Source organism: Calothrix sp. UHCC 0171 (assembly GCF_034931845.1).
GTDB lineage: Bacteria > Cyanobacteriota > Cyanobacteriia > Cyanobacteriales > Nostocaceae > Brunnivagina.
In genome coordinates this window covers 17,800-40,579 of record NZ_JAYGHN010000021.1, presented here as the reverse complement: position 1 = coordinate 40,579, position 22,780 = coordinate 17,800, and the positions used below count along the sequence as shown (strand labels likewise).

Below are 22,780 nucleotides of genomic sequence, written 5' to 3'. Positions count from 1 at the left end.
CTGAACATCTTTGCCCCCTATTTATGCAATTGCCTTGGGTTTAAAATTACGTAAACGTAGTGCATTTGTTAATACCGAAACAGAACTAAATGCCATCGCGGCTCCAGCAATAATTGGGTTCAGTAACCAACCGAAAATCGGAAACAGAATACCAGCCGCAAGTGGAATTCCGGCAACGTTATAAATAAAGGCAAAAAATAGATTTTGACGAATATTACGAATTGTTGCGTGACTGAGTTGAATCGCCGTCACCACACCTTGTAAATCACCAGAAATCAGGGTAATATCGCTAGCAGCGATCGCCACGTCTGTTCCCGTACCAATGGCAATCCCGACATCCGCCTGAGCTAAGGCAGGTGCATCATTAATCCCATCACCCACCATTGCTACAATTTTGCCTTCGCTTTGTAATTTGCTGATGGTGCTAGCTTTTTGTTCGGGTCTAATTTCTGCCAAGACACGTTTTATACCAACTTCAGCAGCGATAATTTGAGCTGTACGCTGGTTATCTCCTGTGAGCATGACGACTTCTAAGCCCAATTTTTGTAGTGCTTTGATGGCTTGGGTAGATGTTGGTTTTACTGCATCAGCGATCGCAATTAAGCCTTCAATTTTACTTTCAACTGCGATGTATACAGCAGTTCTACCGAGAGACTCTAAATGTTCTTTTGCTGCTGCCAAAGCTTGAGTGTTGATACCCAACTCTGACATCCATTGCTCTGTCCCAATTTGTACTAAGTAAACATCCACAATCCCCTGTACACCACTACCAGTTACAGCTGCAAACTGTTTCGCATCTACTAATTCGATTTCTTGAGCTTGGGCATATCTAACAATTGCTTCGGCAAGCGGGTGTTCGGAATTACGTTCTAAAGATGCAGCTAATTGCAACAATTTGATTTCATTACCATTTGCTGTACCATTGACAGTCATAAAATCGGTGACTGTCGGTTTCCCTGCGGTGATAGTTCCGGTTTTATCAAGGACAATTGTTTGGATTTTGTGGGCTAATTCCAAACTATCGGCACCTTTAATCAAAATACCGTTTTCTGCACCTTTACCCGTTCCCACCATGACTGATGTTGGAGTTGCTAAACCCAAAGCACAGGGACAAGCAATGATTAATACGCCCACCATAGTCATCAAAGCCAGGGTAAGATTACCCATGACATTAAACCAAATGATAAACGTTAAAAGTGCGATCGCAATTACTGCCGGGACAAAAAATCCTGTGACTCGGTCTGCTAATCTTTGAATGGGTGCCTTGCTACCTTGAGCCTGTTGCACTAACTGGACAATTTGCGCCAATACTGTATCTTTTCCTATTCGTGTAGTTTGAAATTGAAAACTACCTGTTTTGTTAATGGTTGCACCAATTACCTCATCTCCAGGTTGTTTCTTCACGGCAAGACTTTCGCCTGTCACCATCGATTCATCAATTGTGGATGTCCCAGAAATAACTTCACCATCAACAGGGATTTTCTCGCCAGGGCGTACTAATATCACATCTCCAATTTGTACCTCGGCAATGGGGATATCAATTTCTTCCCCGTTACGAATTAAACGTGCTGTTTTTGGTTGTAAACCCATGAGTTTACGGATAGCTTCTCCAGTTTGTTTTTTGGCGCGACTTTCTAACAGTCTTCCTAGTAAAATCAAGGCAATAATCACGGCAGAAGCTTCATAATATACATCTGCTCTTAAACCTTGAGAGATGAATAAATTCGGGAAAAAAGTAGGAAATAGCGAATAAATAAATGCCGCACTCGTGCCCAATACCACAAGAGTATCCATAGTTGCCGCATGATGTTTCCATGCTTTCCAGGCATTGGTATAGAAAGAAAAACCACACCAAAATTGGATTGGGATTGTTAGTCCTAATTGCACCCAAGGGTGATGTAACCACATGGGGATAAAAGGCACGTCTAACCCTGTCATCATCGGTATGGAGCCAATGACAATTATGGCACTCAGGGTACAGGAAACTACTACTTTGCGGGTTAACTGATTGACTGCTCTTGATTCTCGGCGTTTTTCGGCTGCATCTTCCTCTATTGTGGGGTTTTGTTCTGATAAAGGAAATGCAGAATAACCAGCTTCATCTACAGCATTTTGGATAGTTGCAATATCTGTTTTTTGGGCATCATATGCCACTGTTGCCAGTTCTGCACCAAAATTGACTATACATTCATTTACGCCCTGGACAGAATTAATTGCATCTTCAATGCTTCTGGCACAGGATGCACAGCTCATCCCGCGTAGTTTTAAAGTCACATTTTCCATTTTTTTACCCCTATTCCCTACTTTTACACCACTTTTTTATGCAACTAAGTAGCCAGCAGTTGTAATTACCTCTTTAATTAGAGCTTCAGATGCTTGGGTTTCAACGCTAACTAACTTTGTTTGCGAGTTAGTTTGCACCACAGCCGTTGAATCAACTGCCTTTATTGCTGCTGTGATTGTCTCTCCACAGGCAGAACAAGCCATATTGGGAACTTTTAGTTGAAGTTTCATCTTTAACCACCTTTCTTCTAGAAACTAATGCTATTGTGAATTCTCCTGTCTACTGGAGAGTCAAGGGGTTAAATAAATTTTTTTTGGTTAGACAGAATGAGGTGGTAAAAAAGGGATGTGTTCACACCCAAAAGCCGAAATTTCATCCTGATTTCATTTTTGGCTGAAAAACTGAGTATTAGCTTTCCCTATTCAGACTCGGAATTTTATTTATTGGAGACGAATATGAAACGTATTCTGACGGCACTGGCGATTACTTCAACTCTTGTTGCTGGTGGTTGTACTAAAGAAACTGCCAATAACCAGACAGCTACTCCGAGTGCGACTACTGTTGCGGAGGCAAACCATCACGAAGGTCATAATATGGATGGTGGGAAAACTTCGGGGACAGAACACAACTCACATGGGAATCATTCTACTAATTCTAAACTAGAATCTGCAAATGCGATCGCAAAACTAACTGTTGCAACTAAAATCACTCCCAAGACACCTGTAGATTTAGTAATTGATATTCAAGATAAAGCAGGCAAAACAATTGATAATTTTGATCAATTTCAAGAACAATTAATGCATTTAATCATTGTTAGCAATAATCTGGAATATTTTCATCATATTCATCCAACATACAAAGGAAAGGGCAGATTTGAAGTTGAAACAGATTTTCCTCAGCCAGGAGGTTATACACTCTTTAGTGACTATAAAGTCGCTGGGAAAGCCGAACAGGTTTCAATCTTAAACACCCAAGTTTCAGGTGCAAGTGCGAATAGTACAGCCAAAATTGATTTGGCAACAACTAAAACTTTTGGGAATACTCAAGCGAATCTAAAATTATCTCAACCAACTATCAAAGCTGGAGAAAATGTACATTTAATTTTTAATTTATTAGACACTGCAAGCAACCAACCACCAAAAGATTTACAAAATTATTTAGGAGAGCGAGGACATTTAGTTATCCTTAAACAATCATCCCCATTAACAGAAGCTGACTATATCCATGCCCATGCAATGAAAGATACTCCGGAGGGTGAGATTCATTTTATGACTAGCTTTCCCAAACCAGGAAAATATAAGATGTGGGGACAATTTAATCGTAATGGGAAAATTATTACTGCTGATTTTTGGATTGATGTACAATAAGATACTAGTACGACAAGGCAGGAAACAGAAGGCTAAACACATTGATATATAACCTTTTTTCCTTAAATTAAGGGGGGTTGCCTTATTTACGGCATACTGGACTAGCATCTTATCAAGATTAAATATTGATTTTAATTTAATCAAATTACTATTACTAATAGTAATCTCATTTTACCTAGTCAATAAAAGGCTTTATATTGACAAGTGTTAGAAACAAGTATTTATCAATAAAAATCATATTTTCTTGATATTCAAAGCCAAGTACAAAGTCTCATATATCTCCCGTATTAATTATGAAAAAAACATTGATTTATATTGGTATATTTACCCTGACTAACATGCTTTTCTTTCCTGCTCGCTACGCGATAGCTAACAATAATAATGGTGTACTACCCCATATTGATAGTAATTCACAATTCCCTCAAACACGCTGGCAAAATGTTAGGCATAGTTTTCGAGTACATATTCCTAATAATAGTCCAACTGTTTCTCAATTAAGTATTGAAGTACCAAATACTGTAACTTGGGGTCATGATATCAATGATATTACTATCGTAGATGATAATAACAAAAAAGTTAGTAGTCAGATTTCAATTAATGGCAAGAGTATAATGATTGCATTTACTAAACCAGTTGCTCCTAATACTCAACTGGAAATTGATATCAATAATATCAAGCAACCATTTCGTGGTAATGGTATTGTTTACAATATCAAAGCGAAACTTGCTAATCATAGAACAGAAATGTTTATAGGTACAGCAAGATTTCGTATCAATTAATTTTTTTAGGAGTAGCAACCTAATTATTAGCTATGCTAAGAATAGCTAATGAACACAAAACCTTGAATTGCTGCATGTGATATGCGTGTGTTGCTAGTCGAAGATGAACCTGATTTGGGACTTGCTATCAAACGCACTCTCAACCAACATAAATACTTGGTTGATTGGGTAATGGATGGTACAGAAGCATGGATATATTTAGAAAATAGCTCGGCACAATATACTGTAGTAATTCTAGATTGGATGCTGCCAGGAATTAGTGGTTTAGAATTGTGCCAAAGAATACGTTTGCAAGGAAGTCCTCTTCCTGTTTTGATGCTAACAGCTAAAGATAGGATGGAAGATAAAATTGCGGGTTTAGATGCGGGTGCTGATGACTATTTAATCAAACCATTTGGCATGGGAGAATTACTGGCGAGATTGCGAGCTTTGCAGCGTCGTTCTCCACAGTTTCAGCCCCAATTACTCACTGTTGGTAATCTTTGTCTGGATTATAGTCGCAGCGAAATTGTGAGTCAAAATGAAACGGGTGAGAAGCAAATAATTTCTTTAACTAATAAAGAATTTCAACTGCTGGAATATTTTATGAAGCATCCCAATCAAATTTTAACAACTGAACAAATCCGCAATCAACTATGGGAAGTAAATGCAGAAACAGGTAGTAATGTGGTGGCAGCACAAATTCGTTTGTTACGTCGTAAACTCACAAATAGTGGTTGTGTAAATCCGATTGAAACTTTACATGGTTTGGGATATCGGCTGAATTTTACTGATGAATCAAAATAAACTTTTTCGCCTCACCCGCATTCGTTTGGCTTTATATTATGTAGTTGTCATGGGTTTAATTTTAAGCCTATGTGCTTTTGGTTTTTATCGGGCAGTATTTCATGCCCACGTTGTCGCTTTAGATAATGAAATTGAGTCGGTGACTGGGACACTGCATGATAGTTTAGAACTCAAGTTACAACAACCGGGAATTTTAGAACCCATCGCACAGCAGCTATTTCCCAACCTTAATGATTGTAGTACAACAGCGACTTGCACTCAAAAGCCACTAGATTCTCAACGTCATTTGCTCGGTATAGTCACCAAAAATAATTACTATGTGCGTTTTTTTGATACTTCAGGAAGATTGATTGCAACTGCTGGTTATTATCCACAGGGATTACCTACTATTTTTAATTCCAAAATATGGCAATTTATTCATGATAGTAAAGGAAAAGAATACCATCAAATTTCTGTAGAGTTGCATACCCAAAATCATCAAAACTGGGGTTATATGCAAGTTGGACGCAGTTTAGAAGAGTTTAATAGCTATCTTGATAGTGTCAAATTAACTTTAATATTAGGATTACCCTTGGCGATGTTCATGATTGCCATTGCTAGTTGGTGGTTAGCTGGATTAGCAATGCAGCCCATATATCAATCTTATCGACAAATTCAACAATTTACAGCCGATGTTGCCCATGAATTACGAACACCATTAGCAGCTACAGGTGCAACAGTTGAATCAGCACTTTTAATGCCTCAATTAGCAGAGGAAGAAACACGAGATATTTTACAAACTATACAGCGTCAACATCGGCGACTTACTACATTAGTTGCTGATTTGCTGATGTTGGCACGTTTAGATAAACAACCGATTAAACAACAGGAATTATGTTGTTTAAATGAGATTGTCAGCGATTTAATTGAGGAATTTGCAGCGATGGCAACTTCTGTAGAAATTACACTGAAATCTGTAATTAGAGTGCAGCAACCTTTAAATATTATTGGCAATTCTGACCAAATTTATCGCCTAATTTCTAACTTAATTGTGAATGCAGTTCAATACACACCGACAGGTGGAGAAGTGACAGTATTTTTAAAGAAAAGTGATTCTTTTGCCATAATTAAAGTACAGGATACAGGTATTGGTATCCCCAAACATGAACTCCCTCATATCTTTGATCGATTTTACCGTGTAAATAGCGATCGCTCGCGTAGAACTGGTGGTTATGGATTAGGTTTAGCCATTGTTCGGGCTATCATTGTTCTCCATAAAGGTGAGTTAGATGTGGAAAGTGAATTAGGAAAAGGTAGCACTTTTACAGTGAAATTACCTTTAGATATTAACCCAATTCAACGGAAGTCTTCTATTTTCTTGTTGAAAGATTGGTATCGCAATAGTTATCAGTTGCTGAGAGTTTGGTTAGCTGATTTCTTCTGATGCGGAAGAGTTAAAGATTCATTAAAATTTTGAACTACAGTTTTGAACTAGAGTTAACTTTTTTCCGGCGTTGAATTATACCAAGCTTGATACCATTGCTGCATCTGATTAATTTCCAGATTTTGGGTTTTAATCATCGATTGGGCTAACTGGCGAAGTTCTGGTTTTTTACCTTTGTTAGCCACCATCTGCGACATTTTCACAGCCATTTTGTGATGGGGAATCATTTGCCGAATAAATTCTTTGTCAAAATCAGAGGCACTTTTCAAAGCTTCTAAATCCATCTTCATATTCATCATATTCTGGTGCATTGATGCATCCATCATGCCTTGGTGCATCCGTTGATGCCTTTGCATCATTGTTTCACTATTCATCGCCATAATTGGTACATCTTTGCCATACCATGCTTTATACCAAGTTTGCATTTGTTGAATTTCGCGGTTTTGATCTTTTTTGATTACTTGCGCTAGTTTTTTGATTTCAGGACGTTTAGAACTCGTTAAAGCCAAATCTGCCATCTCTACTGCTTGTTGATGATGGGGAATCATCATTTCGATAAAATGTTGGTCAACGTGGAGCATCATTCCTCGTTTTTGAGTAGAATTAACTTGACTGGGATGATGGATATTATGTTGCGAATTTGGAGACTGAGCTTGGGTATTATTAGTAACTAACAATCCAGCGATCGCACTGCTAGTTAATAAGCCAACTAACCCGTAAATCAGAGTATTATTTTTCATGGTTTTACCCGTTTTCTTCAATGAAAATCTACTATATATCTTAAGTTTTTCATGTGCAGATGAAATCAGGATGAAATATAGTTGTTGTCTTAATTTTTATTAAAAATACTAATTATTACTTAACAAATTAACTATACATAATACAAAAATACATTAAGATAAAATATGCCTTTAGCTAGATATTTTTTGCCAAAGCTACTGCCTTGATTAATTATATTAACTTTTCAAAATATATACAATTATTTTTTTGTAGGTAGTAGCTCCAGAAAAATTCAAGAGCTATACTTCCTTAACATCTGAATATTGATTTTTCGGTTTTATAGATTCACGCTAAACCTACCGTTAACTTTTTCGCCATCAATATCTGCATTAATTCTCACCTGATATTGACCAGTTTTCATCATATCTAATTTAGCAGCATAGTGTTTACCAGCAGCATCATAGGTTAGAGGAACTGTTCTTTGTTTGCCATCTGGTGACTGAATATCAGCAGTAACTTTAGCATTGGGAATCGCTGCGTGGGTGTCACCTGTTTGTAAATAAAAATCTAAGTGAATTCCATTTCCTTCCTTTTCAGGGACTAATTCTAAATGATACTTTCCAGTCTCGACAACTTCACCACCTTTACTACTACGAGAATGGTCAGTATTTTTCTGACTATTTGTTGTAGCTTTAGCTGTGGATGCAGTTTGATTCTTTGTAATACTTTCTGTTGTCCCAGTTTGAGAATTACTGCTAGAGTCAGCAGCTTGATTGGCACAAGCACCTAAAAAAACTAATCCCACACTAGCCAAAATGACAAAATTTAATTTGAGCGATCGCATAATTTTCTCCTTATCAATTTTCAATCAAAATTTCTATTATAAAAATGGTACATTCCCATCGGTATATCTAGGAAAAACATTATCCAATAAATATTAGATAACTGAACTTTGAATAGTATTAATATCTTGAATATTTTTCTGGGAATTCTGAGTAATTAAAAACTTACCAAACTTGGCATATAAAGCAGGTAAAACCAATAAAGTTAATGCCGTAGAAGTAAATAAACCACCCAAAACCACAACTGCTAAAGGCTGTAAAATTTCCTTACCTGCGCCACTACCAATCACTAATGGAACCATCCCTAAAGCAGAAGTTAAAGCAGTCATTAAAATTGCCACTAAACGCTCCATTGAACCGGCAAAAATTACCTCTTTTAAAGACATTCCTTGAGCAATTTTACTATTATAATTATCCACCAATAACAAACCATTTCTTGTGGCAACACCAAATAAAGTAATAAATCCCACCAACGAAGCAACAGAAACTATTCCCCCAGAAATCGCAATTGAAAATACACCTCCAACTACCGCTAAAGGTAGATTAATCATAATCATCAACATGGCGGGGATAGATTTAACTGCAAAGTACATCAACACGGCGATAATTATAATTGCGATCGCACTAAATATCAGTAAATTTTGGGTGGCACGTTGTTCTGATTCAAACTGACCACCATACTGAATAAAGTAACCTGTGGGTAACTGGACTGATTGACGTACTTGGGTTTGAATTTCATCGATGACAGAGCCTAAATCTCGTCCAGAAACGTTTGCAGAAACGACAATTAAACGGGAAACATTTTCTCTGTTGATGGTATTTGGTCCCGTTCCATAATCAATTTTGGCTACTTGAGCGAGGGGAATTTTTTCACCTGTGGGGGTATCAATTAACAGGTTACGAATTGTGTCTAAATTATTACGTGCTGCTGGTGTTAACCAAACGACTAAATCAAATAATTGTTGTTCTTGGAGAACTTGGGATACAACCCGCCCATTAAGTGCCGTTTCTAGCATTTCACTGAGATTACCTACAGTTAAACCATAACGTGCTGCTGCTGAACGTAAAAATTGAATTTGTAATTGCTTAATTGGTACTTGCGGTTCCAATTGTAAATCCACTAGCCCAGGAATTTCCCGCACCGCAGATTCAACCTCAGCACCAATCCGGCGTAACTCATCCAAATCAGCACCAAAAACTTTAATGGCGATCGCACTTCTCACTCCTGATAATACCTCATCCATACGATGGGATATAAACCCACCAATATTTGCTGCTACTCCCGGCATTTTCGCAAATTCTTGCCGCAACTTCTCAATACTTGCTTCCCGATTTTGCAATCCTTCTCGACTCAATTCCACGTCCAAATGTCCTAAATTCACTCCTCCCGCATCCGCATCACCAGGAGCGCGCCCGGAACGTAATTGTACGCTAGAGAAGCGTTTATCATCCTTTAAAGCATCCTGCAAGGCAAACCCGACTTGGTTCGTCGCCTCCAGAGAACTTCCCGGATACAGCAGTATGGTATTTACTAACGAAGGTTCTTGAAATTCCGGTAAAAATACCCGTCCTAAACTCAGTAAAATGACCAGAGAGGCAATTAAAGATGCTAATGCCGCCATCATAATCATAGTTGGAAATCGAATCGCAAAATTCAGTAATGGACGATAAAGTCTTTGCGATAAACTACTTACCCAAGTATCATCCGTCGGTAAGGGACGGTGAGCCAGTAAAATTGCACACAAAGCTGGAGAAAGAGTCATTGCTACCAAAGTAGAGGCAAAAATTGACACCAAATAAGCCACACCCATCGGTGTAAAAATTCGCCCTTCCACCCCCGTCAAAAAGAAAATCGGCGCAAAAACTACGGCAATAATTACTGTTGAAAAAATGACACTTACTCTGACTTCTACAGAAGTATCATAAACGACCTGAAACGGATGCAAGGGAGTCCCCGCTAACTGATTCTTTCGCAAACCCCGGTAAGCATTTTCCATATCAACAATGGAATCATCCACTACCGAACCGATCGCTACCGCCAAACCTCCCAAGGTCATTGTATTGATACCTTGACCAAATAAAGCCAAAATCATCATCCCGATCAACATAGACAAGGGAATGGCACTCAGAGTAATAATTGCCGTCCGCCAATTCATCAGAAACATCAACAGAATTACGGAAACAATAATCGTACCATCACGTAGGGAACTAGTAACATTTGCTAACGCTGCATCAATAAAATTACTTTGGCGAAAAGTCTCCGTCACCTGTACATCCTTAGGTAAACCAACTTTCACCTCTGCGATCGCTTTTTCTATGGCTTTCGTCACAGTCGGTGTATCATACTGAGGCTGCTTATTCACCATGACTACAATTGCTGGTTTACCGTTAAAACTCCCATCTCCCCGCTTCAGGGCTGCACCAATTTTTACCTCCGCCACATCTTGCAGCAACACGGGTATACCATTACGAGATGCAATCGCAGACTTCCCTAAATCTTCAATCGAATCAATCCGTCCCACACCGCGAATAATAATTTCCTGATCGGGATTAATTAAGAAACCCCCAGCAGTATTGACATTTGCAGCTTTTGCTGATGCTGTCACTGCATCTAAACTGACATTAAAAGCCTTGAGTTTTGCTGGATCAACTAAAACTTGATATTGACGGACATCACCACCATAAGCAATAACTTGAGAAACACCCGGAACTGCTAATATTCGGTTAGTAATATCTCGATCAACAAATCGCCGCACTTCCATCAAAGAAGTAGTTTCCGCAGTCAAAGCATATTGCAAAACCGTCCCAATCGGCGAAGAAACCGGTGAAATTTGCGGATTTTCCACCCCTGCTGGTAATTTCTGTACAACCTGTTGCAACCTTTCCGTCACCAACTGTCGTGCTTGATAAACATTCGTCCCCCATTTAAAAATTACCTTCACCACCGAAATACCCACCGCCGAAGCAGAACGTACCGTTTCCACTCCCGGTGTCCCGTTCACCGCACTTTCAATTGGCAAGGTAATTAGAGATTCCACCTCTTCTGGTGCAAGTCCCGGTGCTTCCGTTTGAATTTCTACCTGGGGAGGGGCAAAATCAGGAAACACATCCAAAGGCATTTGGGTAAGATTATACGTACCCAAGAATGTGACTATTATTGCACCAATGACAACTAGCCAACGTTGGGCGATCGACCATTTGAGGATGGTATTGAGCATAAAATACAGATTGGTGTCGGGTGGTAACAAGAACTGCAACAGCACTCGCAGCAGTCACATTACAGTTTTGCAGATGGGTATGAAATGAGGATGAAATATTTGCTGGGCTGTGTAGATGAGCTACATTAAAATTATTGCGAGTTTAGGATAACAACATGTCTTCACTTTCTGTGAATGAAGCTCAAAATAATCTCCAACAGCTAATTGATCAGGTTGCGACTCAAGGGGAACCTGTTATTATTCAAGGTGAGCATGGTAATGCGATTTTACTTGCTGAAAAAGATTGGTCTGCTATTCAGGAAACTCTTTATTTGTTATCCGTACCAGAAATGCGAGAATCTATCAAGGAAGGGTTAGCAACTTCTGTTGAAGAATGTTCCGAGGATTTGGAGTGGTGAGTCAGGAAGGTATTGAGGATTTCTCCTATGAGCAAATAACGAACTCCGAAGTGGTGACTTGGAAGCTAGTTTATACAAAACAAACACAAAAAGACGCGAAGAAATTAGCTTCTAGTAACTTGAAGGAAAAAGCAGAGGAATTACTCGCAGTTATCGCCAAAAATCCCTTTCAAAATCCTCCACCTTATGAAAAATTAGTTGGTGATTTATCTGGTGCTTATTCTCGCAGAATTAATATACAGCATCGATTAGTATATGAGGTTATCGAATCCGAACAAAAAGTAAAAGTAATTCGGATGTGGACGCATTATGAGTGAGTCTTTGCATATAGTCCCAGAAAGCTGAATAAATGATATCGGAAATGTTTTGTAAGAATACATTTTTGCGTTCTAACGAAAAATATTATGACGATGCAAATCTATATACTTTTAGTATTATTATTGCTGGATGAAATTAACTTGTCGCTTAATCCAGCCCGCAATTATTCAAAACCTTAAATAGCATAGGCTTTAGTGACTAAAAGCCTTTTTTAAAATGCCCTCTGTGACTGGTTTTCATGGATTTTTTAGCTTATTTGGGAACAGTTCTATTGTATGCTTGACAAGCGGTGTAAAAAATCATCGACTACCTCATCAGGCTTACTATAGCACCTTGCAGCATCATAAAACTCAATATATAATAGACCATAATTTTTGAAGAGCCTTGCTCTCTCGTGGTCTTTCATTGCCGTACTGCTTGGATGGTAAGGCTCACCCATTACCTCAAGAATACCCCATTTTCCATTTTGACAAACTAAAAAATCCGGTTCTTTTTTTATATCTTTGCTGCCTAACACTGCTGTTGCATTTGCAAAAAACAAAACATTACGTTTCTTAAGCACTTCGTATATCTTTATTTCACTACGAGAACGAAATCTCAAACCATCGTGTAGCAGGTTCCCAGGGGAAACGAGTGATGCGGAATTTTCTAAGTTAATTTCTTCGTCTGGTGGAGCTTCAATCACTGGAAGTATTTCTAAATAGGTGATGTCATAACCAGCATCTGAGGGAAAATTTTTCTTAACTGCACACAATAAATCTTTTTCTATTTGTGTTTTAGTATCTATTTTCTTGAACTCAGTAAAAACGTCATGAGGTAAAAGAAACTTGACTGTTGCTTCTCTAGAATAATAACGATAACCAAATTCTTCGTTTTCTAAGAATTCACACTTTGATTTTATAAGCCAATTAACAATATTATCTTTATCTTTTGCTTGTAAATATGTTATTAGTGTATGAAGAAACTTTCTGGATTCTGGAAAAACATAAGTAAATTCAGTCAACTTTACCCTCTTATCTCGATTAATGCTCGTAATGTGAATAACACTAATTTTAACACCAGAATACTTTATTCCTCCCTCTCTCCCTTTTCTCCCACAGATGTACTCAATAAATGCGGTTGCTGATCTACAGTAACGTCAGTTGTATACTTGAATCCATCCATAACCAAACTCCGACGCACTCGACGAATCGACCAAAAATTACCCGCCGCAAAAGCCGCAGCAACTATTCCTACTCCCCCAATCACTAATAACCATAAGGGTATTGGCAAACTACTTGTTTGCACCTGAGTCTCTTCTGCATGAGAATGCTCGCCTTCTTTTTTACTTCTACCCCGTAGAGATTGTGCGTATAGTTGCGGTGCGCGTTGTGTGACAATGATATCACTAGCAAACAAACCACTCTTGATTTCCACCATATCGCCGGAAGTTTGACCGAGAGTGACTTCTGCTGCTTGGAAGGTATTACCATTTTGTATGTAGACTAATTTTTTTCCATTCCCATCAACTACCGCAGCAGTAGGAATCGCTAAAGTCGGTGCAGAAGTTTTGTTTGTTAACACTTCCAGTTCTGCAAACATCCCTGGTTTTAGTTTCCCAGCCGCGTTATCAATTTCGGCTTGTACGGGAACAACTTGTGTTTCCCCTTCCACGGATGTGGCAACACGGGAAATTCTCCCAGAAAAAGTCATCTTGGGTAAGCTGGCAACTTGCAAAGTGACTCTTTGCCCAACTTTGATTTGTTCTAAATCTTTCTCATAAATATTCGCTGTGGCAAAAACTCGACTATCATTCACAATTGTCATTAATTTGCCACCCGCATCGTTAAAAGTTTGACCAAGGGTAACTTCACGATCGCTAATTTTTCCAGAGATAGGAGCAGTTACCGTTACCAATCCTTTAGAATTAGCAGTATTGCCAATTTGTTGCAGTCTCACCTTATAAGTAGCATCACTGAGGCGTAAACGTTCCTGGGCTACTTGCATAGCTGCCAAAGCCCGTTGCATTTGCGCTTTAGCGGCGATCGCATCCCGTCTACTATTGGCTGAGGTAAGTTTGGTTTTTGCTTCTGCAAGTTGGGTTTGCGATTCTAAAGCATTGCGGCGAGGTAAAGCACCCGCATCAGCTAACTGTTGATCTTGAGTATATTTTTCTTGAGCAAATGATACCTGGCTTTGGGCTGCGGCTATCTCTGCATTCGCTATCTGCACATATCTTTGATAATTTTCCTGGGCTAATCGGAAATCGGTTTGTGCTTGTTGTAGTGAAGCGATCGCATCTGCACGTTTTTCTTGTGATTCAATGCCCAATGTCGCCAAATCGGGACTGGTGACAACCGCAACTGGTTGACCTTTTCTCACAGTTGCCCCAGGTTCTACTAACAACTCAACTACTTTCGCCCCTGTAATGGGAGTAGTAATTTCGACTTTCTGGCTAGGTAATGTTTCAATCTTTCCAGTCGTTTTGATGCCGATGGTGAGAGGTTGTCGTTGGACTTTTTCTGTTTTAATACCCAGTCTGCGAGCAGTATCAGTATCAATTTTAACTGACTCAGGAGTACCTGCTGTATCGCCCCCACTTTTAAATTCATCTCCATGTCCGGCATGAGCCAGAACAACAACTGGGTTTGCCAATAACAATAGGCTCAAGAGCGTGTGAGAAAGGCAACTAATTGCTGTTTGTGCTTGCTGACGGTGAGAGAGTCCCATTGCTAAATGTCCTTACGCTCTTGGTGTTGGCTAAGTGGAGCAGGGTGCAAGCAAGCCGTTTTACTCCTGAAATTGGCTTGAGATGCGACACCACTTAACTTTAGAGTTTTACAGATGGGTATGAAATTAGGATGAAATTCAGAGGGAAGGGGATATGATGCTCGTCCGGTTGAATACTTATTATTAAGCCTGACATGGAGAATTAGAGACGCGGGGACGCGGAGAAATTTTAATTTTAAGTGATTAGGAGATTTCCAGGAAATAATGTACCGAAAATTCTTGTAGTGTGGAGAGGAGTTTCCGGGGAGATATTCTTCACGGAAAACTCCGGGGCATCTTGCCCACTACAGCAACAACAAGATGGGTAATTTCTTTTTCGCAAATCACCTTAGGCGAACATGATATACAACATCAAAAAATTTATGTATGCCCATCTGGTTGATCATTTATTGTTTGTAAAAAGGGTGAAAGTTCTTTATTTAATCTGCCTGCACGGACAAACTCTGCATAGGTATCAGCTTCAATTGCCAATAGTTCTCCTCGCAATTCGTTGGTTATAAATTCCTCTAAATTGGGATATTCATCAAGTAACTTGTCAATTTTTTCTTGTAAGATATTAATTTCCCCGACAATTAGTGTCTTTTGGTAATTATAAAACTCAGACTTAATTCCCGGACGCTTTTGTGTTGTTTCTAAATATTCTAGTGTTCGTTGGAGAGCAACTTGACGGGCAATTGCTTCCATATATTCTTGACGTAGTGGTTGCGAACCTAAAAGCCGCAGTTTTTCTAACAATGGTTGAGTAGTTAAGCCCTGTACTAACAGTGTAAATAAAACGACTCCAAATACTGTGGCAATAATTTCTTCTCTTTGTGGGAGTGTAGCTGGTACACTCAAAGCCAGAGCTATGGAGACAGAGCCGCGCAGTCCACCCCACCACAACACAGTTTGTTCAGGTAAAGAAATTTCGGATTTAGTTAGCCAATTACTAAGATTGCTTAAGGTATAGATAGATATTGCCCGTGCCAAAATCATGGCAACAATTGTGACTGCAATAGTTTTGAGATTATCTCCTAAGATAACAAAGCGAATTTGATCACCTATTAATAGAAAAACAATCGAATTCACGAAAAAAGCTAGAAATTCCCAAAATTCAGTAACAATAATCCTGGTGCGGGGATTCATGCCAATGCGCGAACCAAAGTTACCTAAAATTAAAGCTGTGGTGACAACTCCAATCACTCCAGAACCACCAAAATTTTCTGTAATTAGGTAAGTGCTGTAGGCGGAAACTAGGGTGAGGGATTGTTCTACTAGGGGTAAATCGAAACGTTGTGTCAGGTAGGAAATGCCAAACCCGACTAGCCCTCCGATACTGATACCAATACCCACCACCTGAAAAAATTCCCATAAAGCAGACTGTAGATTGATTGTGGCAGTACCTAATGGTAGAGCCACTAGCAAACCAAAAGCGACAACTGCCATGCCATCATTAAATAAACTTTCCCCTTCCATGAGCATTGTTAGGCGTTTACCTGCTCCTAGTTCCCGAAACAAAGCCGTTACCGAAACTGGATCAGTTGCTGATAAACTAGCTCCTACCAATAGAGCAATGCTCAATTCCATTCCCGCGAATTGATTTAGCCCGAAGGCTACTCCAGCAATGGAAATTATCACCCCTATGACTGCATACAGACAAATAGGTGACAAATCCCGCTTTAAATCTGACCATTTTAAATTCCAAGCGGCTTCAAACAACAGGGGTGGGAGGAAAATCACCAGAATCAATTCTGGGGAGAGGTTAACTAATCGTACATTTACAAATGCTAACCCTAATCCGACAATTACTAGTAGTAGTGTGTAGGGGATGCGGCGAAACCAACTAAACACCTGTGGGAGTGTGGCGACACCTAAAGAAACAGAGAGAACTAGGAGAAATTGTTGAAGTTGTTCTACAATTACGACTTCACCCGTGGCAGATTCTAATGCCATAAGAATATTCCAATTACAGAAAATATTTATCATCAATAAAAATAGATAAACTATCAAACTACCAACATTTTATCCTGATATAATGCCTTCGCCAAATTTAATCACCGCTTGAAAAGCGACTATACTATTTAAATTCCTAGTTGCGTTGGTAAGTTAGTTGTGCATTAGCTGAAGAGAAGCAATCTGAATTGAATAGATTAAGGGAATTATAACTTGGTTTTTTGTCTTATTTACTCCCAAATAATATCCTCGATTTCTGGCAGAAGTCGAGGACAGAAAATACTATTTTTGGGAAAAAATAATTTGACAAAATCAAGATAACTTACTGTCGTAGATTTATTAGCCTCTATTTTACCAGTTCTGAAAGTTGGTGAAATTATTGATGAATATCTGCTTCTAATTATTTGATAATTCACCCAGATATTATCTATTATATCTACGATTTCTGCCATCTCTGCCATCTCTACGAATTCTTGGGTTGGTGACAGCGAACTCACCTCGGCAACCATTTCTCACCCAAATTCTATTTCTGCTATAGCCCCAATTTCCTCGACAACTATTATTAGACAATTGCCTAACTAACCTGACTCTGGCTGCTGGGGGTATTGTACAAGTATTCCTACGATTATTTCGGCTTTCACAAGTTCTGATTACCTGAGCAGAAGCGGGGGGTACAAAACTAAAAAGGGTACCGATGCTAATACTAGTCATCATCAAAGTAACAGCCATTATGGGCAGACGAACGACCATAGTAAATTGATACTCCGTAAATAAAAATTAATGAAAATTAGTTAAATTTACCTAAATACGAACCATCCTCATCATAAAATCAAAGTTAGAACAGCACATATGTTAAAAGTCATAAATACCCTAAATACATTTATGCTTAAAGTCATATTTTTTCTAATGTGCTGATGGTTGGCTCAACAAATCATTTTTCCGTCACATTTATTGTGCGTAATTTGACTGATGAACTCATAACTAAAATTATCATCATCTAAATTTGCTCTGCCTGTAGTCAGTTTTGAGGCAAACAATGACAATCATATCTCAAGAATCTAAAGAAATTACGCAGCCACATCAATGGCACAATCTACCCGCATCGAAGATTGCTCAACATTTAGATGTAAATTTGGACACAGGTTTAACTTCAGATGAAGTAGTTAAACGGCAAGAGCGTTTTGGTGCGAATGAACTCAAGGGTAAGCGTGGAACCAGCCCAGTATTAAAATTTTTGTTGCAATTTAACCAACCGCTACTGTATATTTTGCTGATTGCGGGTGCAATCAAAGCCTTAATTGGACAGTGGGTAAATGCTGGGGTAATTTGGGGTGTAACTCTAATTAACGCTATTATTGGCTTTATCCAAGAATCGAAAGCCGAAAGCGCGATCGCAGCTTTAGCTTCTTCAGTTAAAACTAATGCAACTATCCTTCGCAACGCTCAAAAGGTACAAGTTCCCTCAACGGAGTTAGTACCGGGGGATTTGGTACTTCTCGCTTCTGGTGATAAAGTCCCCGCCGATGTACGTCTTGTACAATCTCGAGATTTGCAAGTGAATGAATCAGCACTCACGGGGGAGTCAGTCGCGATTGAAAAAAATACCCAAGTGATTCAGGTAGATGCGGTTCTTGCAGAACGCACTAACATGGCTTATGCAGGCAGTTTTGTTACCTTTGGTACTGGTAAGGGAATTGTGGTGGCGATTGGAGAGGCGACGGAAACCGGACGAATTTCCCAATTGATTGAGCAAGGAACGAGCCTGAAAACCCCCTTAACCCGGAAATTTGATAAATTTAGCCGCACCTTGCTGTACATCATTCTCGCCATCGCGGCGTTGACATTTGCAGTTGGGTTAGGATACGGCAATTCCTGGGTAGGAATGTTTGAAGCGGCGATCGCTTTTGCAGTGAGTGCAATTCCGGAAGGATTGCCAGCTGTTGTCACTGTCACATTAGCAATCGGTGTTTCCCGTATGGCGCGGCGACATGCGATCGTTCGCAAATTGCCAGCAGTGGAAACTCTTGGTGGTGCTACTGTTATCTGCTCTGATAAAACTGGCACGTTAACCGAAAACCAGATGACTGTACAAGCAATTTATGCAGGTGGTGAACAATACACAGCCACAGGTACGGGATATGCTCCAGATGGGGAAATTTTATTAGATGAACAGCCAATAGATTGGCAGAATTTTCCGGTTTTAGGAGAATGTCTCCAAGCTGGATTGTTATGTAATGATTCGTACCTAGAACAAAAGGAAGGACAATGGCAGGTTTTTGGTGATCCCACAGAGGGAGCATTGATAGTTGTTGCCAATAAAGTGGGATTGCATCGCCGTCACTTAGAAGCCCAAATGCCCAGGTTAGATGTCATCCCCTTTGAGTCAGAGTTTCAGTACATGGCAACTTTGCATGAAAATGGGAGTAGAGAAAATTCTTCAGGACTGAGAACTATTTATGTAAAAGGTTCGGTAGAGGCAATTCTGAAACCTTGTCAGCAGATGTTCAATAGGGAGGGGAATATTATCTCTGTAGATGCAGAAACTGTACATCAAGAAGTCGATGTCATGGCAAATCTGGGTTTACGGGTGTTAGCTTTTGCCAAAAAATATGTAGCTGATACTCAAGATTCACTTAACCATGCAGACATCGAACAGGATTTGATTTTCTTGGGATTGCAAGGAATGATTGATCCCCCCAGAAGTGAGGCTATCAAGGCAGTAGCAGCCTGTCAAAATGCGGGGATTCAAGTCAAAATGATTACAGGTGATCATGCTGTCACGGCACGAGCGATCGCTCAAAGTATGGGTTTTAATAAAAATGGGGAAGTGCTAGCTTTTACAGGCAGTGAACTTGCCCAAATGGATAAATCAGAACTGGCTACAGCGATAGAAGATGGGGCAGTATTCGCCCGTGTTGCACCAGAACAGAAGCTCCGCATCGTGGAAGCCCTGCAATCGAAAGGAGAAGTGGTGGCGATGACGGGGGATGGTGTCAATGATGCACCAGCCTTGAAACAAGCAGATATTGGCATTGCCATGGGAGGTGCGGGAACGGAGGTAGCCAAAGAAGCCTCAGATATGATTTTGACGGATGATAACTTTGCTTCTATCGAGGCTGCGGTGGAGGAAGGGCGAACTGTTTATCGAAATTTGCTGAAAGCGATCGCCTTTATTTTACCTGTTAATGGTGGCGAATCGATGACGATTTTGATTAGTGTATTATTTGCTAGGGAATTGCCCATTTTATCTTTACAAGTGTTGTGGCTGAATATGGTTAATTCTATTGCCATGACTGTACCCTTAGCCTTTGAGCCAAAGTCGGAACGGGTAATGCAACAATCACCACGTAGCCCCCGTGAACCATTACTTTCTAAAAGTTTAGTCAAGCGGATTTTGGCAATTTCTATCTTTAACTGGATTTTGATTTTTGGTGTCTTTGAATGGATACGACAAACTACAGGAAATATCGATTTAGCCCGCACAATGGCAATTCAGGCTTTAGTTGCTGGGAGAATTTTTTACCTTTTAAGTATTAGTCAATTAGGGGCGGCTCTGATTAATCAGATTCGGGGGATTAGACAAACATTTAGTGATGCCTCAGCAATTGGAATTGGTATTGCGACTACGATAGTTTTACAGATTATTTTTAGTCAGTGGAATATCATGAATAGTTTATTTGCGACTGCTCCTCTGAATTTGAATCAATGGTTAATTTGCTTTCTAATTGGATTACCAATGATTGTCGTATCAATTATAGTAGATCGTTTTGATCCTCTCAACTAAATGTAGATAAGTTGCGCCTGAATCATTACAAGCAAACTGACACAATCTGACTAACGGAGAGATAGGGAGAGACAGAGACTTAGAGACGCGGGGACGCGGAGAATTTTCATCGTCACCGATTAGCTGGAATCGATATTACATCATGTTGAAAATATTTCCATGACTCTTTCTAATTCTAAGTCGGAAAGATAATCAACAGTCCAATTTGCTTGGCGTTGCAACATATGAAAAGGGTAAGTATTCGCCACGCCTAAAACCTGCATTCCCGCACGTTTTGCTGCTTGAATTCCTGCGGGAGTGTCTTCGATCGCTAAACATTGATTTGGTAGTAAATTTAAATCAGGATATTGTTGGTTGAGGGATTGTACAGCAAAGCGATAACCATCGGGTTCGGGCTTGCTGGTGGTGATATCATCCCCAGCGATAATCACGGGAAAATAATCTCTTAATTTTGCCCTTTCTAAGACAAGCTCAATTTCTTGACGGATTGCGCCACTAACTAAACCTAATTTTAAGTCTTTGGAACGTATTTGAAAAATTAAGTCATCCACACCAGAAAATAATGGTAATTTGTCTAATTTTTCTAATTCTTGGATATATAATTCAGCTTTTTTGGCAACTAACTGTGTCACATATTCTTCATGAATCACTCGCCCCCGACTATTCAATAACTCCTGTAAACAAACTCTATCACCACGTCCCAAACAAACTTTTTCAAATTCACCTGGTTTTAATCCTGTAACATTTTCACTAATTAAAATTTCCTTAATTAATCGTTTGTGAATTGGCTCATCATTAATAATGACACCATTAAAGTCAAATAGAACTGCCTTTAAACTCATTCGATTTTAGGTTTGCGATTTTAGGTTTGTGATTTTAGGTTGGCAATTTTAGATTTTAGATTGATTTTTATCAAATTGAAAGCCCTATAAATTTATTGACAAATATTTAGTCACCATATTTAATCCTAATTCTCAAATGCAGGAGCCGGAAAACCCTGTAAATTATCATCTAGTTTTTTAGGTACATATTGCTTGACATTTGCTCCCTGGGTACTTTCTCCATGAATTGGTTTCACACCACTAGTAACTTGATGTAACCACCACACATCTTGAGTTTGTACTGCTCCAAATCCAGCAGCACCCATCCATGCATCCGTACTACTGATACCATAATCTCTGATATATGGCTCTTCAAAAACATGATTGAGCCATTCCGTCTGCCGGAGTGACTTTTGATTCCCATCCAAAACTAATATTTGTCCGCCAAATGTGAGCAAACGGAAAGATTCGCCGAGAATATTCTGGGATATATTAGTTGGTGTCTCATGAAACAACAATGAGGCGGTAATTAAATCAAATGATGCATCAGGAAATCCAGTTATCTCTGCATTACCATGTCGCCAATTAATTTCTAAATTAGCCTCAATTGCTTTATGTTCAGCCCTTACCAACATATATGGAGATAAATCTAAACCAACCACTTCAGCTTCTGGGAATGCTTTCTTCAACATTAACGTTGTCGAACCCGTACCACAACCTAAATCGAGAATACGTCGTGGCTTAACTTTTACCGCATCAATCAAAGCCTGTCGAATCCAACTTTCATGGGGAGGTAGCACATACTGAGTGACAGCATCGTAAGTAACCGCAGCACCGGAAGTCAGATATCCGCCCTTGATACCATGAAAATTTTGACTACTGTAGTATCCTGGGATAACTACATCTGCACGGCGAATGCGATCGCATTCTCTTTCCCAATCTATACTTTTACTATACTGGCTTAAGGCTTCTTCATCAATTAATAAACGTACTACAGGTGATAAAAAACGCTCCCAGATAGTATTTTCATTTATCCCCATAGTCTTTTCGGCTCCATTTAGCTACTGAAATGACAATCTATTCTTTACAGATTGTAACGGAAAGTACCAAAATCTGCTGTTAACAAACTGTAACCAAAAATAGCTTTTAGCTATTGGCTTTTAGAATCAATAGCGTATAAATGATTAAGTCTTATTCTTACCCTTTTCCTTCCTAATCAAACCGTATTGAACAGCAGTCTACTTTTGATGAAGACTGAAACTGAGACTTAGGAACAGGAATTTAATAACTTGCAATTCTGAACGAATATGAAATGGTGCGTTACGCTGCGCTAACAACA

At 39.3% G+C, this 22,780-nt stretch carries 19 protein-coding genes; 7 read left to right on the top strand and 12 right to left on the bottom strand.

The window, feature by feature from the left end; all coding sequences use genetic code 11:
• Positions 1-21: 21 nt before the first annotated feature.
• Entirely contained in the window at positions 22-2,283 is a 2,262-nt protein-coding gene (locus VB733_RS16450) for a heavy metal translocating P-type ATPase (protein WP_323341141.1), read from the bottom strand.
• A 36-nt stretch (positions 2,284-2,319) separates the two neighbouring features.
• Positions 2,320-2,514, bottom strand: coding sequence for a heavy-metal-associated domain-containing protein (locus VB733_RS16445; protein WP_323341140.1), 195 nt, complete (start codon positions 2,512-2,514; stop codon positions 2,320-2,322).
• A 225-nt stretch (positions 2,515-2,739) separates the two neighbouring features.
• Here VB733_RS16445 and VB733_RS16440 point away from each other — a divergent pair, with 225 nt between their 5' ends.
• The 4 genes from VB733_RS16440 to rppB all read left to right on the top strand — a co-directional run bounded on the left by VB733_RS16440 (position 2,740) and on the right by rppB (position 6,639).
• Entirely contained in the window at positions 2,740-3,651 is a 912-nt protein-coding gene (locus tag VB733_RS16440) for a hypothetical protein (protein ID WP_323341139.1), read from the top strand.
• 293 nt (positions 3,652-3,944) lie between these two features.
• The gene (locus tag VB733_RS16435; RefSeq protein ID WP_323341138.1) at positions 3,945-4,430 is read left to right on the top strand and encodes a DUF2808 domain-containing protein; all 486 of its coding nucleotides are present in this window, start codon (positions 3,945-3,947) and stop codon (positions 4,428-4,430) included.
• A gap of 81 nt (positions 4,431-4,511) precedes the next feature.
• Entirely contained in the window at positions 4,512-5,216 is a 705-nt protein-coding gene (rppA, locus tag VB733_RS16430; protein ID WP_323341137.1) for a two-component system response regulator RppA, read from the top strand.
• A complete protein-coding gene (gene rppB / locus VB733_RS16425; protein WP_323341136.1) occupies positions 5,203-6,639 on the top strand; it encodes a two-component system sensor histidine kinase RppB in 1,437 nt (478 codons plus the stop codon). The genes rppA and rppB overlap by 14 nt, the downstream gene beginning before the upstream one ends.
• A gap of 53 nt (positions 6,640-6,692) precedes the next feature.
• On the opposite strand, the gene VB733_RS16420 is transcribed toward rppB, so the two are convergent.
• The 3 genes from VB733_RS16420 to VB733_RS16410 all read right to left on the bottom strand — a co-directional run bounded on the left by VB733_RS16420 (position 6,693) and on the right by VB733_RS16410 (position 11,419).
• Complete coding sequence (locus tag VB733_RS16420) at positions 6,693-7,379, bottom strand: DUF305 domain-containing protein (RefSeq protein WP_323341135.1); 687 nt, start codon at positions 7,377-7,379, stop codon at positions 6,693-6,695.
• Positions 7,380-7,696: 317 nt separating this feature from the next.
• Positions 7,697-8,203 carry a hypothetical protein gene (locus tag VB733_RS16415; protein WP_323341134.1) on the bottom strand — a complete coding sequence of 169 codons (507 nt, stop codon included), beginning with the start codon at positions 8,201-8,203 and terminating at the stop codon, positions 7,697-7,699.
• 93 nt (positions 8,204-8,296) lie between these two features.
• The gene (locus tag VB733_RS16410) at positions 8,297-11,419 is read right to left on the bottom strand and encodes an efflux RND transporter permease subunit (protein WP_323341133.1); all 3,123 of its coding nucleotides are present in this window, start codon (positions 11,417-11,419) and stop codon (positions 8,297-8,299) included.
• Positions 11,420-11,574: 155 nt separating this feature from the next.
• Here VB733_RS16410 and VB733_RS16405 point away from each other — a divergent pair, with 155 nt between their 5' ends.
• On the top strand, positions 11,575-11,817 hold the full coding sequence (locus VB733_RS16405) for a type II toxin-antitoxin system Phd/YefM family antitoxin (protein WP_323341132.1): 243 nt from the start codon (positions 11,575-11,577) through the stop codon (positions 11,815-11,817).
• A complete protein-coding gene (locus VB733_RS16400; protein ID WP_323341131.1) occupies positions 11,793-12,134 on the top strand; it encodes a Txe/YoeB family addiction module toxin in 342 nt (113 codons plus the stop codon). Before VB733_RS16405 ends, VB733_RS16400 begins: the two co-directional genes overlap by 25 nt.
• 269 nt (positions 12,135-12,403) lie before the next feature.
• Here the strand turns inward: VB733_RS16400 and VB733_RS16395 are convergent, their stop codons facing one another.
• The 5 genes from VB733_RS16395 to VB733_RS27510 all read right to left on the bottom strand — a co-directional run bounded on the left by VB733_RS16395 (position 12,404) and on the right by VB733_RS27510 (position 17,547).
• Positions 12,404-13,138 carry a hypothetical protein gene (locus VB733_RS16395; RefSeq protein WP_323341130.1) on the bottom strand — a complete coding sequence of 245 codons (735 nt, stop codon included), beginning with the start codon at positions 13,136-13,138 and terminating at the stop codon, positions 12,404-12,406.
• Positions 13,139-13,203: 65 nt separating this feature from the next.
• On the bottom strand, positions 13,204-14,844 hold the full coding sequence (locus tag VB733_RS16390; RefSeq protein WP_323341129.1) for an efflux RND transporter periplasmic adaptor subunit: 1,641 nt from the start codon (positions 14,842-14,844) through the stop codon (positions 13,204-13,206).
• A 420-nt stretch (positions 14,845-15,264) separates the two neighbouring features.
• On the bottom strand, positions 15,265-16,836 hold the full coding sequence (locus tag VB733_RS16385; protein WP_323341128.1) for a Na+/H+ antiporter: 1,572 nt from the start codon (positions 16,834-16,836) through the stop codon (positions 15,265-15,267).
• Between the two features lie 230 nt (positions 16,837-17,066).
• Positions 17,067-17,345, bottom strand: a complete 279-nt coding sequence (locus tag VB733_RS16380) for a hypothetical protein (RefSeq protein WP_323341127.1) — start codon at positions 17,343-17,345, stop codon at positions 17,067-17,069.
• Positions 17,260-17,547: a DUF3011 domain-containing protein gene (locus VB733_RS27510; protein WP_416336330.1), complete on the bottom strand. Its 288-nt coding sequence runs from the start codon at positions 17,545-17,547 to the stop codon at positions 17,260-17,262. The genes VB733_RS16380 and VB733_RS27510 overlap by 86 nt, the downstream gene beginning before the upstream one ends.
• A gap of 325 nt (positions 17,548-17,872) precedes the next feature.
• Here VB733_RS27510 and VB733_RS16375 point away from each other — a divergent pair, with 325 nt between their 5' ends.
• Positions 17,873-20,620, top strand: a complete 2,748-nt coding sequence (locus tag VB733_RS16375) for a cation-translocating P-type ATPase (protein WP_416336328.1) — start codon at positions 17,873-17,875, stop codon at positions 20,618-20,620.
• Positions 20,621-20,760: 140 nt separating this feature from the next.
• Here the strand turns inward: VB733_RS16375 and VB733_RS16370 are convergent, their stop codons facing one another.
• Both VB733_RS16370 and VB733_RS16365 read right to left on the bottom strand, forming a co-directional pair.
• Entirely contained in the window at positions 20,761-21,462 is a 702-nt protein-coding gene (locus tag VB733_RS16370; protein WP_323341126.1) for an HAD family phosphatase, read from the bottom strand.
• 125 nt (positions 21,463-21,587) lie between these two features.
• Entirely contained in the window at positions 21,588-22,481 is an 894-nt protein-coding gene (locus tag VB733_RS16365) for a class I SAM-dependent methyltransferase (protein WP_323341125.1), read from the bottom strand.
• Positions 22,482-22,780 lie beyond the last annotated feature (299 nt).

Excerpts from the sequence above, each read along its gene's own strand:
- VB733_RS16450 (WP_323341141.1), bottom strand. The coding sequence starts at position 2,283 with ATGGAAAATGTGACTTTAAAACTACGCGGGATGAGCTGTGCATCCTGT.
- VB733_RS16445 (WP_323341140.1), bottom strand. The coding sequence starts at position 2,514 with ATGAAACTTCAACTAAAAGTTCCCAATATGGCTTGTTCTGCCTGTGGA.
- VB733_RS16440 (WP_323341139.1), top strand. The coding sequence starts at position 2,740 with ATGAAACGTATTCTGACGGCACTGGCGATTACTTCAACTCTTGTTGCT.
- VB733_RS16435 (WP_323341138.1), top strand. The coding sequence starts at position 3,945 with ATGAAAAAAACATTGATTTATATTGGTATATTTACCCTGACTAACATG.
- rppA (WP_323341137.1), top strand. The coding sequence starts at position 4,512 with ATGCGTGTGTTGCTAGTCGAAGATGAACCTGATTTGGGACTTGCTATC.
- rppB (WP_323341136.1), top strand. The coding sequence starts at position 5,203 with ATGAATCAAAATAAACTTTTTCGCCTCACCCGCATTCGTTTGGCTTTA.
- VB733_RS16420 (WP_323341135.1), bottom strand. The coding sequence starts at position 7,379 with ATGAAAAATAATACTCTGATTTACGGGTTAGTTGGCTTATTAACTAGC.
- VB733_RS16415 (WP_323341134.1), bottom strand. The coding sequence starts at position 8,203 with ATGCGATCGCTCAAATTAAATTTTGTCATTTTGGCTAGTGTGGGATTA.
- VB733_RS16410 (WP_323341133.1), bottom strand. The coding sequence starts at position 11,419 with ATGCTCAATACCATCCTCAAATGGTCGATCGCCCAACGTTGGCTAGTT.
- VB733_RS16405 (WP_323341132.1), top strand. The coding sequence starts at position 11,575 with ATGTCTTCACTTTCTGTGAATGAAGCTCAAAATAATCTCCAACAGCTA.
- VB733_RS16400 (WP_323341131.1), top strand. The coding sequence starts at position 11,793 with ATGTTCCGAGGATTTGGAGTGGTGAGTCAGGAAGGTATTGAGGATTTC.
- VB733_RS16390 (WP_323341129.1), bottom strand. The coding sequence starts at position 14,844 with ATGGGACTCTCTCACCGTCAGCAAGCACAAACAGCAATTAGTTGCCTT.
- VB733_RS16385 (WP_323341128.1), bottom strand. The coding sequence starts at position 16,836 with ATGGCATTAGAATCTGCCACGGGTGAAGTCGTAATTGTAGAACAACTT.
- VB733_RS16380 (WP_323341127.1), bottom strand. The coding sequence starts at position 17,345 with ATGGTTGCCGAGGTGAGTTCGCTGTCACCAACCCAAGAATTCGTAGAG.
- VB733_RS27510 (WP_416336330.1), bottom strand. The coding sequence starts at position 17,547 with ATGACTAGTATTAGCATCGGTACCCTTTTTAGTTTTGTACCCCCCGCT.
- VB733_RS16375 (WP_416336328.1), top strand. The coding sequence starts at position 17,873 with ATGACAATCATATCTCAAGAATCTAAAGAAATTACGCAGCCACATCAA.
- VB733_RS16370 (WP_323341126.1), bottom strand. The coding sequence starts at position 21,462 with ATGAGTTTAAAGGCAGTTCTATTTGACTTTAATGGTGTCATTATTAAT.
- VB733_RS16365 (WP_323341125.1), bottom strand. The coding sequence starts at position 22,481 with ATGGGGATAAATGAAAATACTATCTGGGAGCGTTTTTTATCACCTGTA.